This is a genomic window from Sorangium sp. So ce385, from assembly GCF_051474135.1.
GTDB classification, from domain to species: Bacteria; Myxococcota_A; Polyangia; order Polyangiales; family Polyangiaceae; genus Sorangium; species Sorangium cellulosum_D.
The window spans coordinates 9456770-9470971 of the sequence record NZ_CP150337.1; the positions used below are offsets into that span (position 1 = coordinate 9456770).

A 14202-nucleotide genomic window follows, 5' to 3' on the forward strand; every position below is an offset into this window, starting at 1 on the left:
CCGCTCTCGCTCGTTCCCCCAGCGAGCGGCTATATCGTCGTACCCCGCGGCAACGGCGGGAGAGGCGCCGGCGGCGGCGTCGAGTCCAGCGGGGGCTCGGCGGGCGGCGTCGCGATCTCCTCCTTCTCTTCCTGTACAGGGACCGCGTCCCCGTCCCGGGGCGGATCGGGCTGCGGCTGCGCCCTGGGCTGCCGCATGACGCACTCCTCGCGCTGCCGCTCGAGCGCGTCGATCCGCTCGGAGGCCTCGTCGAGCTTGCGCTCGAGCCAGCCCACGCGCGCGGACTCACGCCTCAGCTCCGAGAGCGCCGTCCTGAGATCGTGATCTCTCGACCGGAGCGCGGCCCTCACCCGCTCGCGCTCGCTCTCGGCCTGATCGAGCCGCGCCGAAAGGCGCTCGCGGTCGATCTCGAGGCCGGCGATCTCGCGCTCCAGCGCGCTCTTCGACTGCTCGTAGCGCGCGTCGGCCTCGGCCTTCGCGGCGGCCGCGGCCTGGGCCGCGCGCCTCGCCCGGAGCTCGGCGCTCTCGGCCAGGCGCTTTGCCTCGGTCATCGACTCCTTGGCAGAGTTGGCGCTCTTCGCGTCGTCGCTCGCCTTCATCGCGAGGGCGAGCGCCTCCTCGGTCGCGCGCTGCGCCTCGCTCATCTTCGCGAGCGCCTCCTGCGCCGAGGCGTTGGCGGCCGCCTCGAGGCGGCTGTGCTCGCGCGCCGCGCGCTCGGCGGCCTCCGCCGCCTTGCGCGCTCGTGTCGCGTGCATCCAGAACAGGGTGGTCGTCGCGACCATCCCCATCAGGACGACCACGCCGAGGGCGAGCAACGCCCGCGTGAGGCGCTCGCGGCGCGCCTCCGCGGCGACGGCCGCGTCGAGGAAGCTGCGCTCCAGGCCGGAGAGATCGTCGATGTCCCGGGCCCAGGCGGACAGCTCGTGCAGCGCCTTGCCGCGCGGCAGGAGCCCCGGCGCCCTGCCGCCGGCGACCCACCTCGAGAGCGCCTCGTCGAGCTCCTTCTTCGCCCGGCCGAGCCGGTGGAGCGCGCTCGCCACCTCCGCCATGCGCGGCCGCGCCTCGGGATCGAACGCCAGCACCCGGTGGATGAGGGCGACGAGATCGGGCGGCGTGGCGGCGCTCATCGGGGGCGGCCACGCCGCGCTCGGCGCGTCGGGCGTCCGCCCCTCGAGCAGCTCATAGAGGATGACGCCGAGGGAGTAGACATCCGCCTTGACGTCCACGCTCCCGGAGTGGCGCTCCTGCTCCGGCGCCATGTAGCTCCTCGTCCCGAGGCCCCACACGCCCTCCTGCGTGAACGGCATCGTGGGCTGTCCCGCGCCCTCGCTCTGCGGCGCGGGCGCGCCGGGCTCGATCGACGCGCGCGACCCGCGCGGCGCCGCGGAGGAGGCCGCCTCGGGCGGGACCTCGACCGGCGCGGGATTGATCGCGGGCCTGCCGATGCTCACGATGGGGAGGCTCCGGAGCGCGTCGTCCTCGTGGCCTTCGCTCGCTGGCGTGGCGCTCGCGCGGCCCAGGGCGCTCTCTGACGTGGCGCTCGCGCCGCCCAGGGCGCTCTCTGACGTGGCGCTCGCGCCGCCCAGGGCGCTCGCTGGGCCGGTCGCCGCGCCCACCGTCGGCGCCGGCCGCGTCGAGAGCTCGGTGCGGATCGTGGGCACGGACGCGGGCGACAGGGAGCCTCTCCCCTCGAGCTCCAGCACCTCGGGCAGACCCCCCCAGAGGACCTTCGCGATGCCGAAATCGAGGATCTTGACGCGGCTGCCCCCGGGCGCGAGCTCGTCGTCGACCACCATGATGTTCTCCGGCTTGAGATCGCGGTGGACGACCTTGGAGGCGTGGGCCGCGGCCATGGCCGACGCGATCTGGTAGCCGAGCCGCACCACCTGCCGCGGCCGATCCGCGGGCGGCACGGCCTGCACCCAGTCGCGCAGCCCCCGGCCGTCGAGGTACTCCATCACGATGTAAGGCGAGCCGTCCTCGAGCTCGCCGGAGTCGAAGACGCGGACGATTCCCGGGTGGTTGATGATGTTGACGGCGATCGCCTCCTGCCGGAAGCGGGCCACGACGTCCGGCCGGCGGGCGTAATCGCCGAGCAGCACCTTGATCGCCGCCCGCGCCCGCGTCTTCGGGTGACGCGCCCGGAAGACCCGCCCCATCCCGCCGCGGCCGAGCTCGCCCTCGATGAGCCAGCCGCGCAGGACCGCGGGGAACGGCGCGAGCTCGTCCTCGATGCGGTCGGACGTCGGACGCATCACCATGCCCGACCATCCTGCACCTGCCCGCCCGGCGGCGAAAGCCCCGAGGCGCGCCGGCGCGCCGGACGACTCGCCCGTGGGGCGGCGTCATGGTCGCGCCGGCGCGCTGGGCTCGGGTCATCCCGCGCTCGCGCAGTAGCCTGCCCACACCTCCGGGATACGCCGCTCGCTCAGGCCCAGAACGGGCGCCGGGGGCAGCCACTTCGGCTTCACCGGGGCGCGGAGCAGCTTCATGCCGGCCTGCTCCGGCGTCCGGCCCCGCTTCATCGTGTTGCACGCGTAACACGAGGCCACGATGTTGTCCCAGACGGTCTTACCGCCCTGCACGCGCGGGATGACGTGGTCATAGTTGAGCTCGCGTGCCTCCTTCTTCACGCCGCAGTACTGACAGCGGAAGCCGTCGCGCAGCAGGACGTTGATCCTCGAGAACTTCACGCCGCGCTTCATCCCAAGCGTCGGCCGCTTCAGCCGCGCCACCGCGGGCGCCTTGATGGAAAGCGACGGCGACCGGATGACGTCGTCGTACTCCTCGATGATCTCCACCTTGCCCAGGAAGCTCATCGTGACAGCGGTCTGCCACGGGATGACCTTATGGGGCACCATCCATGGCGTCAAAAGCAGCGTCTGCGCGGTCATGGCCCACCTCGTTAGCGTCTCTTTCTCTTCATGATGTCGCTCCAGGTCACGTGCGATCGGTGCCCGGGGAGGGAGTCGAACCCCCAGTAGGCTGGGTCTAAGCCAGCAGCGTTTGCCGTTTCGCCACCCGGGCAGGGTGTCACCGGTGGGACTCGAACCCACATACCCCGAAGGGCGCAGGATCTCAGCCTGCCACGTATGCCGTTCCGTCACGGTGACGTCCGCGCGCCGCGGTCTGGGTGAGAGGATTCGAACCTCCAGCCCCCGGCTCCCCGAGCCGGTGCTCTACCAGGTTGAGCCACACCCAGGGATCTCCGTCGCGCGTCGCGGCGAGGCTTCGCCTCTCCGCGGTCTGGGTGGGGGGATTCGAACCCCCAGTCCCCGGCACCCGAAGCCGGTGCTCTACCAGGTTGAGCCACACCCAGAAATCTGTCGTTGCGCAGCACAGGGATGGAGCGGTGGAGGAGAATCGAACTCCCGTCGCGAGCTTGGCACGCTCGCACTCTACCTTTGAGCTACCACCGCAGGTTACGACGAAAAAAGGAGGCGGGCCGCCGGGCGCCGCGCGCGCCCGCACGAAGTGCGGCACGCCGGCCGGCGGCCCGCCTCGGCGACGAGACGAACGGACGGGCAAGAGACGCCGTGGGGGCACACAGAACAGGTATGGTAACCCACGAGCTTCGGCCCGTCCGGTGGAGCGACGAGGGGTCGAACCTCGATCCCTGCCGTGCGAGGGCAGTGTTCTCCCGGTTGAACTATCACCCCGGACCAGCGATCATCGCGTCAGATCTTCATCGTCATCTCCTTGTGCATTGGACAGCGAGCTGTCGGTTTCTTTGGACCGAGCTCGCTCTTTTTGGAGGGAGCCGGGCATGAAGGAATCGAGTCGTATCGCAGGAGCTCTGGAGAGCTCCCGAGGCGCCCCCGAGGAGGATCGAACTCCCCTCACCTGATCGACAATCAGGCTGCTTCACCAGATGCATACGAGGGCAACGCGGCGCCGCCGGCGGGATTCGAACCCGCGACATCCTAGGTTACGGTAACCGTCCTCCTTCGGCCCGGGTCGGGCAAGCGGGCGGAGAACGGCATAGGTGCTCTACCAGGCTGAGCTACAGCGGCAAGGTCGGGATCCGAGAACCGTCGTCCTTCGGCCCGGGTCGGGCAATGGAGCGAACGACGGAGGGCGGGATCCCGGCGCCCCCGGCGGGACTCGAACCCGCATCGACCGGCTTCGTAGGCCGGCCCCTATCCGATCGGGCTCGGGGGCAGCTCCTGGGAGCGGGACGCTGGAGTCGAACCACGAGAACTGTCCTTCGACGGCCCGGGCGAGCCCGGGCAAAGCATGAAGAACAGGTGCCATCCATCATGGCGGCGTCCCGCAGGAGGGGCGCTCGCGCGGCGCCCCGGCGTCGGACGGACGGGCCGGCGGAGCCCGTCCGTAACGCTGTCTGTCACGAGACACCCCGGGTGAAATCCGCCATCACCTGGGGGGCCGCCCCGTCGAACCCCACGACATCGAGCATGCCGGGGTCCGTGGGGTCGGCGATCGAAAAGCCGGTCGACGTCAACCCGACGACGATCAGCTTCGCCGGTCGGCCCATCGTTTGCCGGTACTCCCTGAGCGCCTGAAACGGGTGAACGCCGCCCGCCCAGGTCTCGTTGTCCGTGTAGATGACGAACGAATCGACCTCCACCCGGTTCCGCTTCGCCCAGATCATCGGCAGAGCACAGTCGGTGCCGCCGAAGGGGAGGCCCTCCACCGCGCGCAGCACGTCGTCGAGCCGCTGCTCCGGCGAGATCGAGAGCGGCAGGAGGCCGGGAGCTCCCCCGCCCCACTTGCCGCCGTACCCGCCCGACGCCGCCGAGAAGCCGACCACGCTGTACTCACGCTCGATCCGCGCCGTCGCCATGGCCATGGCCGCGCTCGCCACGCGCGGCGTCAGGCCAGGGACGCCAGCGATAGAGCCGCTGGTCATGGATCCGGAGATGTCGAGCGCCAGGAGGTGCTTCTTCCTGGTCGGCTCGACCGACCGGAACGCGAGGTAGAACGCCTCGTTCAGCGCGTCGACGATCTCGCGGACCGGGGTCCACGCGAGCGCGTTCTCGCGCCGGCGAGCGCGCTCGCCGTGGCCCTGCTCATAGACCTTGAGGGCCGAGAGCACGGCGACGGGGTGGACCCGCGCCGCCTTCAGGCGGCCGGCGTCGGTGAGCTGTTGCGCCACCCTGCGGGACGCGTCGCTCATGGGCGCGAGCAGGCCGATCGCGGTCATCTTCCCCAGGTTCCGGATGAGCGCCGTCTGGGGCATGTGCTCGAGCAGCGCCTCCCACACCGCGGGGTCGTTCTTCCACTCGGTCTGGAGCATCTCGTGCGTGAAGCGGTGCTGTCGGATCAGCGCCGTGACCTGCTTCCGGTTCGTCGCCGCGCGGAGCGACTCGAACGCGCGCACCGCGTCCGGCAGCTCCCCGACGGGCAGCGCCTTGCCGCGCGCCGACTCCTTGCCGAGCGCCTCGATGCCGCCGACGATCCAGCGGTAAAGGGCGTCGTGCTGCGGGGTCGACGCGACAGGATGCGCGAGCCGCAGGAGATCGCGGTGGCTGAAGCCGTCGCGCTGCTGGTACTTGATCGCCTGATACGCGACCTTGTCGGCGGGCTTGCCGTTGTACCACGCAGCGACGGCGGACCGGAGCCCGCGGCCCCACTTGCGGAACCCCTGCACGTCGCGAGCGAAGTGGAAGAGGTCCGTCCCCGTGCGGCACACCTCGGGCAAGGCCGCGAGCGCGGCCTTCCGGGTCTCGAGCTTCGGGTCGGCAGAGGCCATGGCGAGCGCGAAGATCGCAGGCGCGTTCTTCGGCGCTCGCCCCGAGCCGCTGACGTCGACGATGCGCTGCACGGCGCGGGGCCCGTCCGCGGCGAGGCAGGCCTCGACGGCGCGGGCGTTCTCCACGGTGAGCTTCCGCTCGGTCGCGTAGTAGGTTCCCCCCTCCGCGCCGAGGATCAGCCAGCGGTCGAGCCTCGCCCACTCGTCCAGGGCGAAGGCGAAGCCACCGGCGCTGTTCTGCACCTGATCGGCGCGGGCCTTCCGCCGCTGCGGGGTGACCAGCGCGGCGAAGTGCTTCAGATAATTGGCCATGACACCACCTCCGGCCCGAGAGCCCGGGCAAAAGAGGACGGATAAGCGGCGCGCTCGGAGGATCTCCCAAAGATAACCGAGCGCGATCGACCCGTCCTGGGTGGGCGTACGGGGATCGAACCCGTCTCCGCAGGGTCACAACCTGCCCTCTTCACCAGAAGAGCAACACCCACGCAAGCTATCGTCGGGATGGCCGGATTCGAACCGGCGGATCTCCTCACACCCAATGAGGCGCCCTTCCACTGGGCTACATCCCGGAGCGCCTGCTCGCGGCAGGCGCCGATGCGCCTCCGGCCGGCGGCGGGCCCGGGCCTCGCGTGAGCGAGGCGGGACCTGCCTCCGAGCGCCGGGGGCGCGGCTCCGGCGGGAGGGATCGAACCTCCAACCCACCGCTTAACAAGCGGGCGCTCTACCATTGAGCTACACCGGAACATGGAAGCGCAGCGCGCCTCCATCTACATTGCACATCCTGGTTGTCACAGAACGAGCGACCCCTCCGCAAAGGGATCCATCAGAGCGCTTCGACGATCTCTGCGCTCTCACGGCGCGCCCCGCCGGCATGGAATGCCGAGCGGTGCGCCGGGTGGACCCGGGAGGAATCGAACCTCCAACCGTCCGCTTAAGAAGCGGCTGCTCTATCCAGCTGAGCTACGGGTCCGCGCGGAGGACGCACCTCCGCATCGCCTGCCGCGCCGGCAGGCCGTCACGATCTGAAGAGCTCGAGCCTCCGGGCTGGAAGAGACGGCGACCTATGGCCGCTCGAGCTCTACCGCGCCCAGCGCCGACGCACACGAATCCCCATCGCGCCCTCGCGAGCGCGCATCCTGCCCCCCGAATGTCATTCGCTATCCAATCGAATGCTTCCAGCGCATTCTCTACCGCGCCTCCTTTCCATGGGCGCAATCCCCCGCCGCAGCGCGCGGCGGCCTCGCACGCGCGCAACAAGCAAGACAATCCCTCTCCTCGACGAGCCTATCGCCCGCGCCCCACAGCAGGCCTGAGGCCCACAAGGCAGCTACGGCCCACGACAGGCCTGCAGTCCACATCGGACCTACGGCTCACGAACCCCAAAACGCCGAAGGCCGCCTGGGTTTCCCGAGGCGGCCTTCGCGAACGTCGTCGATCGACGCGTGCTTAGCTGCCTCTAGGCGCTATTCTCCGGGTTACCGAGCTTCCGCGACGGGCGGATGCCGCAGGAGTAGCCGTGATCGTGCGCCAAGGAATCGCCACCCAGCAGATGGTCCCATGCCACGATCGCTTCAGGCGTCCCCGCCTTGGGCTGGTTGGCGATGAGCTGCATGTTGTCGCGGCGGCTGAACATAACGAATCCCTGTGTGCCGAATGAGTACTCCCCTTGAAGGGGCCGCGCAACAGAAAAGTTGTTCGAGTCGATTCTTTTTTCTTCGCCTTCGAGACAAGGGCTCGCAGGACCCCAGCGCCGGTCGGCGCAATCGGGAAATACCGCGGATCGACGGCGATTGCCCTGGAGTTGCCGAGGGCGGCGGAAGGCAGCTGCGCAATGCACACCTCGTGCCCTATCGGACAACGGCCTCGATCCGGAATCGCTCATTGCGCCCGGCCCCCGAGACCACCACGCGGCCTTACCTCGGTCGTCGCCTCGCCGGGCGCCTCCCCCCGTCGTGGCCGACGCGATCGGCGCGCAGCAAGCTGCCGGTGAGGTGTGTGGTCATGGCGCCCATCCTCCTCGCGTCGGGTCGGGGGCGTCACGGCAGGGCGCCGACGCGCTCCGCGGCCGCCTCGGCGGAGCGCACGGCCGCGTCGATCCCGGAGCCGTGGAACGCCGAGCCGGCGAGGAGCACGCCGCTGCCGGCGAGCGCCCGCTCGGCCTCGCGGACCCGAGCCGCATGCGCGGGCGTGGAGACCGGGAGCGCGCTCGACCAGCGCGAGACCCAGGCGCGCTCGGCGGGCCCGCGCACGCGCAGCACCCGCGCGAGCGAGGCCTCGGCGCGCGCCGCCCACGCGTCGTCGCCCATCTGCTCGAGGTCCGCCGGCTCGGGGCGGAAGAAGAGGCGCAGCGCGACATGGCCGGCGGGAGCGCGCTCGGCGAACTTCGAGGTCGTGAACGTGCACGCGCGGAAGCCGTGCTCCTGGTGCCCCGCGGCGACCACGAAGCCGGTGCCGTCGAGCGGGTGATCGATCGCGGCGCGCGGGTAGGCCAGCGAGACGGTCACGCTGGAGAGCGTCTCCGCGTCGCAGAGCGGCCGCGCCGGCTCGCCGAGCAGCGCGGCCGCGCCGGCGGCGTGGGTGGCGACCACCACCGCGTCGGCGTCGACCTCGGCCCCGCCGGCGAGCGCGAGCCGGAAGCCGCCGCCGGCCGCCCGCTCGAGCGAGGCGACCGCGGCGGAGGTGCGCACGTCGACGCACCCGTCGCTCGCGAGCGCGCGCGCGAGCGTCTCGGTCAGCTGCGCCATCCCGAGGCGGAAGGTCCGGATCCCCTTGCCGAGCTCGTCGCGCGGCACCTGAAAGCCGAGGAACGCCGCCGCCTCGCCCGGCGCGAGCTCCCGCAGCGCAGCGCCGTCGAAGCCGAACGACCTGTGCGTCTCCTGGCCGACGAGATCGCCGGCGATGCCGAGCGCGCCCGCCAGCGCGGGCACCGCCTCGCTCCGCGCGATGAACCCCTCGGCGCCGTGCTCCACCACGAAACCGGCGGTCCGCTCGGTCCAGAGCTGCCCGCCCAGCCGCGGCGCCGCCTCGACGAGCGTCACCCGATCGCCCGCCGCCGCCCGCCTGAACGCGACGATGCACCCGGCCAGACCGCCTCCGACGATGGCGACGCGTCGCATCGCCCCCGTATACCACGCGGCGGCGCCCCGAGAGGCGCGCTCGGCCGCGCGCCCCCGGAGGTCCACTGCACCGGATCGCGCGCTTCAGGGCCGCGCCACAGGATGCCTTTTGTGCCCGGCGCGCGGCCGGCCGGGCCAGCCTCCTCGACGGCCCGTTTTCCTCGATGTTCGCCGGCGCCTCAGCCGAGCTGCGACAGGAACTTCCGGAGCTGCTGCGCCTCCACCATCGTCATCACCGGGACGAGCCAGGCCTCGAGCGACGTGGTGTCGCGAAACGCCTTTCGGCTCGAGTTGTGCGCGTCCCGGATGAGCCGCTCGACCTGGAGCCCGAGGATCGCGTTCGCCACCGGCAGCAGGTAGGCGGTCCGATGCACCGTGGCGTTCTGCACCCGCATCATCTCCAGGAACTTCTCCGCGCTCTCGGGCGCGAGCACGTCGACCTGGAGCAGCTCGATGCACACCACGGCCCCGTGCCGGTTCTGGGTCACGATGCCCTGGATCCTGGCGATGCACGCGTCGACCTCGCCAGCCGGGAGCGGTGAGGCCAGCCTCACTTCGATGAGACGACCGGCTCTGTTGTCAACGGAGTACATGAGCGAAATTAAACCTACCGTAGACGTCTGAGCCAGAGCGCGTCAATCAACGGCGAATCCGTGCGGTACGGCCCCGTACGCGCGCCCACGACAATGACGCTTTGTCGGCAACCGCCTCGATGAAACAAAACCGCCCGAGACGGTGCTCACGCGCCGGACGAGAAGATCACCTTCCCGGGGCGCGCCTCGTCCTCGGAGGCGGCCTCCCGCTCGGCCTCGAGGGCCTTCGCCTCCGTCTCCAGATCCGGAAAGCGGTACCGGATCCCGTCGCCTGCCTCGAGGTCCACGTCACCCCCGAGCGCGACCACCTCGCGGGTGATCTCCTCCGAGTCCGAGCGCGGCGCCTCCCCGGCCGCGTCCTGCCAGGCCCGCTGGAGCACCGCCTCCGTGATCGGCTCCCGGGCCTGCCGCGCGCCGATGCGGGTGAGGATCGCCCGCAGCACCGCCCGCCGGGCGTTCCGCCGGGCGAGCCGCCGCCGCTTCAGCGGGCGCAGGAGCGCGCGGCCGAGCGGCAGCGCGAAGAGCGCGAGCGAGAAGACGAGCGGCACCACCCCGAGCGCCACCGCCGTCCCCGTGGCGGGCAGCTCCGCCATCGGCACCCCGCGGGCCAGGAGACCGAGGTTGTCCAGCGTGAGGTGCGCCCCGAGGGCGTAGAGGCTCATCATCAGGTTGAACCCGTTGAGCGCCACGATGAGCGCGTTCACCCCCGGGCCGTTGCCGGTGAGCGGCGGCAGCTCCTCGCGCTTCGCCCAGACCGGCGCCGGCGCCCGCGACGGCGCCTCGGCCGCCGTCCGCCGGATCGCCTCGAACCGGTACACGATCCCCCCCTCCTCCGAGACGTCGACCGTGCCGTCGTAGTCGAGCATCAGCCGCGCCATCATCGGGTCCGCCTCGTCGCGCGACAGCCCGGTCACGCGCATCACGTCGGCGAGCCCGATCCGGCCCCGCTGCGCGCGGATCTCGGCCAGGATGAGCTTCTCGTTCTCCAGCGGATCGCGCGGCGCCGGCGTCGGGCCGAAGAAGAACCGGTTGACCTTCTCGTAGAACGGCGTCTCGTCCCTGGGCTGCCCGAACGCCCCGCGGCGCTCGTACGACGAGGACGAGGACCAAGGCGGCTCGGCCGTCCACACGAACGGCGAGAAGGGGTGGAACGTCCAGAAGATCGCGTCGAAGACCATCCGGAAGAGGACGTAGCCCGCGAACGAGCCGGAGAAGCTGCCGTGATCGCGCGAGTCGCTGCTCGACCGCGCCAGCAGCTGGGCGATCAGGATCCCGACGAAGATCACGACGTACGCGATCAGCACGATCGCGATCCACGCGCGCACGACGAAGCGGGCCACGCCGGCGGCGCCGCGGAGGACGAACCCGAGCGCGCGCTCGAGCCGCGTGCGGGTCTCCCACGGCTTGGTGAAGCCGTGCGGGAAACGGAAGAGCAGCTCGCCTTCGGACGTCGCCTTGAGGTGCCCGCGGTACTCGCTGACGAGCAGGTGCAGGCCGCTCTCGGCGTCGCGCAGCGGCAAGCCGCTCCTCGCCGAAGCGTCGGCGAGCGTCAGATCGCCGGTGTGCCCGCGCAGGGCGGACTCCAGGACGCCGGCAGCGCGGCGGGCCTCCATCAGCTTTGGAGATTTCAGCGTCAACGGTCGCTCGCCCTCGTTCTCCGCGACGGCGCTGCCGCCCTCGCTCGCGGCACGGCCGCGCTCGGTGGCACGGCGTCGCCGCGCTCCCTCCCGGAGGCACAGTTTCCCCCGTGCTGACCTACATGGGGACGCGCAGGGCTCCGCGCAAACGCCGCGGCGATTTTTTCGGAGGCCGCGCCGGCTCCGCGGATCAGCCGCCGGAGGTCGCGCCGGAGGTCGGCGGGTGCGATCTCGGCGTGGCGTCGACCATCCGCACGTCCAGGCCGAGGGCGTCGCGCAGCATCCCTGCCTTCGCGACGACGGTCCACTCCTCGAGCGCCCGGTCCTCCGCGCCCTGCACCTCGAGCACCAACGTGTCCTCCTCGATGCGGCCGCTCACGTCCGCGACCTTCGCCCGGTGCTCGCGATCGAGCGCGTCGGCGATGCGGAGGATCGACGCCATCGCCTTCACCTTGGCGCGCGCGTCGCGCGAGAGCGCGCGGAAGTTGTCGTGGTCCATGCTGGGCGGCGACTTCCTGTGGTAGCGCGCGATGTTGGCGACGATCGCGCGCTCCTCCGGGGTCAACCCCATGAGGTCGCTGTGGGCGATGATGTAATAGCTGTGCTTGTGGTGCCCCTCGTAGCGGACGAAGTCGCCGATGTCGTGGAGCAGGGCCGCCGCGCGCAGGAGGATCCGGTCGCGCTGGCCGAGGCGGTGGCGCGGCGCGAGGTCGTCGAAGAGCCGCTCGGCGAAGCGCGCCACGAGCGCGCCGTGCTGCTCGTCGAAGTGGTAGCGGCGGCCGAGCCGGATGCAGGCGTCGCTGACGGCGGCCGCCTCGCCGCGGAAGTCGGGCCCGAGGAAGTGCGCGTGGGCGAGGTCGACGAGCACGCCCTCCTTCAGCCCGACCCCCGGCGCGACGATGAACGGCTGCACGAACGACTGGGCGACGCGGCCCAGGATCGTCGCGGCGGGGACGATCGTGTCGGCGCGGTCCGGGCGCAGGCCGTAAATCTGCGCGCGCTCCTCGGGCGTCTTCGACACCAGCTCGTCGAGCAGGCGGGACATCGCGGCCACGTCGATCGCCCGCCCCTCGACCGGCGCGCCCGGCATGGGGCAGAGGTCCGCGAGCGTCTCGATGTTGCCGCCCGTGCCCACGAGCAGATCGATCCCCGAGCCCGAGCCCTCGCCGAGCAGCTCCACGATCTCGCGCGTGGCGTCGACCATGACGCGGTCGACGTACTCCTCGACCAGCCGCCGGTGCCCCGCGTCGACGGGACGGCGATCCTCGAGGAAGGTCTCGACCATCCGCACCGTCCCCACGGGGAGCGAGCGCGAGAAGACCGCCCTGCGGCCGCGGAGCAGCGTGAGCTCGGTGGAGCCGCCGCCGATGTCGACGAGGAGCGCGGTCCGGTCGCCGAGCGCGACGCGCTCCAGGACGGCGAGCTGGACCAGGCGCGCCTCCTCGACGCCCTCGATGACCTCGATGTGGACGCCGGCCTCGCGCGCCGCGCGCTCGACGAAGAGGTCGCCGTTCTGGGCCTCGCGCGCGGCGCTCGTCGCCACGGCGCGGTAGCGGTCGACCTTGGCCGCATCCATCGCCGTGCGGAAGCGGCGGAGCGCCTCGCAGGCGGCGCCGATCACCCCCGACTCGAGCCGGCCCTTCGTGAACACGTCGTGCCCGAGGCGCACGGAAGCGCGGTCCGCGTGGACGTCGCGGAACGGGTGGAAGCGCGGCGCGTCGTGCGCCCCGGCCGGGCCCCCGGCGAGCGCCGGCTCCCGGCCGCCGCCGAACGCCCCGAGCGCCGGAGGATCGACGTCGACGATGCGGAGGCGGATGGCGTTGGATCCAATGTCGATGGCAGCGAGCCGCGCCATGTCGGGAGAAGTAGCGAAGCTCCGGGCGGTTGGCTACTCTCATGCCGCTCATGTGGAGGAAGCTTCAACGCGGGTCGGGGGCCCGCCATCTCGGTCCCCTTCAGCATCGGCCTTCAGCGCGCGAGGCCCCGCCCGGCGAGGCCCGGGGCGCGCGCCGTCTCCTCGGCGGCGCGCGCGGGGCGGCGCGCACCGCGCTGGGGATCGCGGCCGCGGCGCTCGCGCTCGCCGGCTGCGGCGGCGGTGAAGCGCGCGCGCCGAACCCGTTGCGCGCCCTCGACGAGCGCCGGGCGATCGAGGTCATCCGCCGCGCGATGGTGCAGGAGGGCGCGCGGCCGGTGCTCGGGCGCGAGGTCGACCTCGTCAGCGGGGGCAAGGTCCGCGTCGACGTCGGCGTGCAGAACCGCTCGTACGGCGTCGTCTACGTGACCGAGGAGGACGCCCAGGCGCTCGGCGCCGCGATCCCGCCGCCCAACGGCCGGGACGAGAAGCTGCGCATCGTCCGCGGCGGGCCGGACGGGGCCGTCCGCGTCGTGCTCCTCTACCAGCAGAACTACCTCTACGACGACCTCGTCGGCGAGTCGCACGAGCGCACGACGATCACCGCCGAGCGCGAGCTGACGCGCGACGTGCAGGACTTCATCACCTACGCGCGGACGCAGAAGTTCCCGTGAGCGCGGTCGATCAGGGCGAGGCGGCGCGCCGCCCGACGCGCCGCCGGGGGCAGCGGACGGAGGAAGAGGCGCGCGCGCGCCGCGCGCTCGGCGGCGGGGGGATGCTCCTCGTCGCCGGGCTCGCCCTCGTCGGCGTCGGGCCGTCGGACGCCGGCATGGGGCTCACGCTGATCGCGCTCGTCGTCCTCATCTACGGGATCCACAGCTTCGGCCGCCTGGGGCCGGAGCGGGACGAGCGGGCGCGGCTTCCGTCGCGTTGAGGCTTGCGCAGCGCGGCGCCTTCGAGCAGCATCCGCCGCCATGCATCGCCCTACGCGCCAGCACCAGCACCTCACCCTCAAGGTCACCCAGAAGCAGGAGAGGAGCTCCCAGAGCTCCCGCAAGCCCGGCCGCAAGGCCAAGCGCTGGAACAAGTTCCTCGCGCAGTACGCGCCGCTCATCGCCGGCGCCGAGACGGCCGCCCCCGCCGAGAGCTGAGCTCCGACCCGCGGTCGCCGGCCGACGGCGGCCCAGGCGCCCGGCGCTCCTTTTCCGCCTTCATTTTAATTTTACGAAGCCATCCCCTGGCGCGAGCCTCGTCCGCTCCAGGCGGCGGCGGTCGCGCCGTCCCCACACCC

Annotated in this window: 11 protein-coding genes and 13 tRNA genes; 3 read left to right on the plus strand and 21 right to left on the minus strand. The window is 71.9% G+C overall.

Annotated features, from left to right (window positions below):
• Positions 1-29: 29 nt before the first annotated feature.
• From WME83_RS34345 to WME83_RS34445, 21 genes are all read right to left on the minus strand, one after another.
• A complete protein-coding gene (locus WME83_RS34345; RefSeq protein WP_437313936.1) occupies positions 30-2261 on the minus strand; it encodes a protein kinase domain-containing protein in 2232 nt (743 codons plus the stop codon).
• 114 nt (positions 2262-2375) lie between these two features.
• Positions 2376-2894 (minus strand): HNH endonuclease, encoded by a 519-nt coding sequence (locus tag WME83_RS34350; protein WP_437313937.1) that lies wholly within the window; start codon positions 2892-2894, stop codon positions 2376-2378.
• A gap of 60 nt (positions 2895-2954) precedes the next feature.
• Positions 2955-3027, minus strand: a tRNA-Leu gene (locus tag WME83_RS34355).
• Between the two features lie 4 nt (positions 3028-3031).
• Positions 3032-3113: transfer RNA gene (locus WME83_RS34360), tRNA-Leu, on the minus strand.
• 15 nt (positions 3114-3128) lie between these two features.
• Positions 3129-3202, minus strand: a tRNA-Pro gene (locus tag WME83_RS34365).
• Between the two features lie 43 nt (positions 3203-3245).
• A tRNA-Pro gene (locus WME83_RS34370) sits at positions 3246-3319 on the minus strand.
• A gap of 26 nt (positions 3320-3345) precedes the next feature.
• Positions 3346-3419: transfer RNA gene (locus WME83_RS34375), tRNA-Gly, on the minus strand.
• Between the two features lie 168 nt (positions 3420-3587).
• Positions 3588-3659 (minus strand) — tRNA-Ala (locus WME83_RS34380).
• Between the two features lie 154 nt (positions 3660-3813).
• A tRNA-Asp gene (locus WME83_RS34385) sits at positions 3814-3885 on the minus strand.
• Positions 3886-3892: 7 nt separating this feature from the next.
• Positions 3893-4013 (minus strand) — tRNA-OTHER (locus WME83_RS34390).
• 76 nt (positions 4014-4089) lie between these two features.
• A tRNA-Arg gene (locus tag WME83_RS34395) sits at positions 4090-4161 on the minus strand.
• 184 nt (positions 4162-4345) lie between these two features.
• Positions 4346-6025, minus strand: a complete 1680-nt coding sequence (locus tag WME83_RS34400) for a TROVE domain-containing protein (RefSeq protein ID WP_437313938.1) — start codon at positions 6023-6025, stop codon at positions 4346-4348.
• A gap of 97 nt (positions 6026-6122) precedes the next feature.
• Positions 6123-6197, minus strand: a tRNA-His gene (locus WME83_RS34405).
• A 12-nt stretch (positions 6198-6209) separates the two neighbouring features.
• A tRNA-Pro gene (locus WME83_RS34410) sits at positions 6210-6282 on the minus strand.
• Between the two features lie 101 nt (positions 6283-6383).
• Positions 6384-6455 (minus strand) — tRNA-Asn (locus WME83_RS34415).
• 154 nt (positions 6456-6609) lie between these two features.
• Positions 6610-6683 (minus strand) — tRNA-Lys (locus WME83_RS34420).
• A 486-nt stretch (positions 6684-7169) separates the two neighbouring features.
• Positions 7170-7346 carry a hypothetical protein gene (locus tag WME83_RS34425; RefSeq protein WP_437313939.1) on the minus strand — a complete coding sequence of 59 codons (177 nt, stop codon included), beginning with the start codon at positions 7344-7346 and terminating at the stop codon, positions 7170-7172.
• Between the two features lie 403 nt (positions 7347-7749).
• The gene (locus tag WME83_RS34430; protein ID WP_437313940.1) at positions 7750-8829 is read right to left on the minus strand and encodes a protoporphyrinogen/coproporphyrinogen oxidase; all 1080 of its coding nucleotides are present in this window, start codon (positions 8827-8829) and stop codon (positions 7750-7752) included.
• Between the two features lie 179 nt (positions 8830-9008).
• A complete protein-coding gene (locus WME83_RS34435; protein WP_020738635.1) occupies positions 9009-9383 on the minus strand; it encodes a hypothetical protein in 375 nt (124 codons plus the stop codon).
• A 185-nt stretch (positions 9384-9568) separates the two neighbouring features.
• The gene (locus tag WME83_RS34440; protein WP_437313941.1) at positions 9569-11059 is read right to left on the minus strand and encodes a hypothetical protein; all 1491 of its coding nucleotides are present in this window, start codon (positions 11057-11059) and stop codon (positions 9569-9571) included.
• A 190-nt stretch (positions 11060-11249) separates the two neighbouring features.
• A complete protein-coding gene (locus tag WME83_RS34445) occupies positions 11250-12914 on the minus strand; it encodes a Ppx/GppA phosphatase family protein (RefSeq protein ID WP_437313942.1) in 1665 nt (554 codons plus the stop codon).
• Between the two features lie 41 nt (positions 12915-12955).
• Between WME83_RS34445 and WME83_RS34450 the strand changes: the two genes are divergently transcribed.
• The 3 genes from WME83_RS34450 to WME83_RS34460 are packed head-to-tail and all read left to right on the plus strand — an operon-like array spanning position 12956 to position 14062.
• Positions 12956-13585 (plus strand): hypothetical protein, encoded by a 630-nt coding sequence (locus WME83_RS34450; RefSeq protein ID WP_437313943.1) that lies wholly within the window; start codon positions 12956-12958, stop codon positions 13583-13585.
• The gene (locus WME83_RS34455) at positions 13582-13845 is read left to right on the plus strand and encodes a hypothetical protein (protein WP_437313944.1); all 264 of its coding nucleotides are present in this window, start codon (positions 13582-13584) and stop codon (positions 13843-13845) included. Before WME83_RS34450 ends, WME83_RS34455 begins: the two co-directional genes overlap by 4 nt.
• Positions 13846-13885: 40 nt before the next feature.
• Positions 13886-14062, plus strand: coding sequence for a hypothetical protein (locus WME83_RS34460; RefSeq protein WP_437313945.1), 177 nt, complete (start codon positions 13886-13888; stop codon positions 14060-14062).
• The last annotated feature ends 140 nt before the right edge of the window (positions 14063-14202 follow it).

Excerpts from the sequence above, each read along its gene's own strand:
- WME83_RS34445 (WP_437313942.1), bottom strand. The coding sequence starts at position 12,914 with ATGGCGCGGCTCGCTGCCATCGACATTGGATCCAACGCCATCCGCCTC.
- WME83_RS34400 (WP_437313938.1), bottom strand. The coding sequence starts at position 6,025 with ATGGCCAATTATCTGAAGCACTTCGCCGCGCTGGTCACCCCGCAGCGG.
- WME83_RS34350 (WP_437313937.1), bottom strand. The coding sequence starts at position 2,894 with ATGACCGCGCAGACGCTGCTTTTGACGCCATGGATGGTGCCCCATAAG.
- WME83_RS34430 (WP_437313940.1), bottom strand. The coding sequence starts at position 8,829 with ATGCGACGCGTCGCCATCGTCGGAGGCGGTCTGGCCGGGTGCATCGTC.
- WME83_RS34450 (WP_437313943.1), top strand. The coding sequence starts at position 12,956 with ATGCCGCTCATGTGGAGGAAGCTTCAACGCGGGTCGGGGGCCCGCCAT.
- WME83_RS34345 (WP_437313936.1), bottom strand. The coding sequence starts at position 2,261 with ATGGTGATGCGTCCGACGTCCGACCGCATCGAGGACGAGCTCGCGCCG.
- WME83_RS34460 (WP_437313945.1), top strand. The coding sequence starts at position 13,886 with ATGCATCGCCCTACGCGCCAGCACCAGCACCTCACCCTCAAGGTCACC.
- WME83_RS34425 (WP_437313939.1), bottom strand. The coding sequence starts at position 7,346 with ATGTTCAGCCGCCGCGACAACATGCAGCTCATCGCCAACCAGCCCAAG.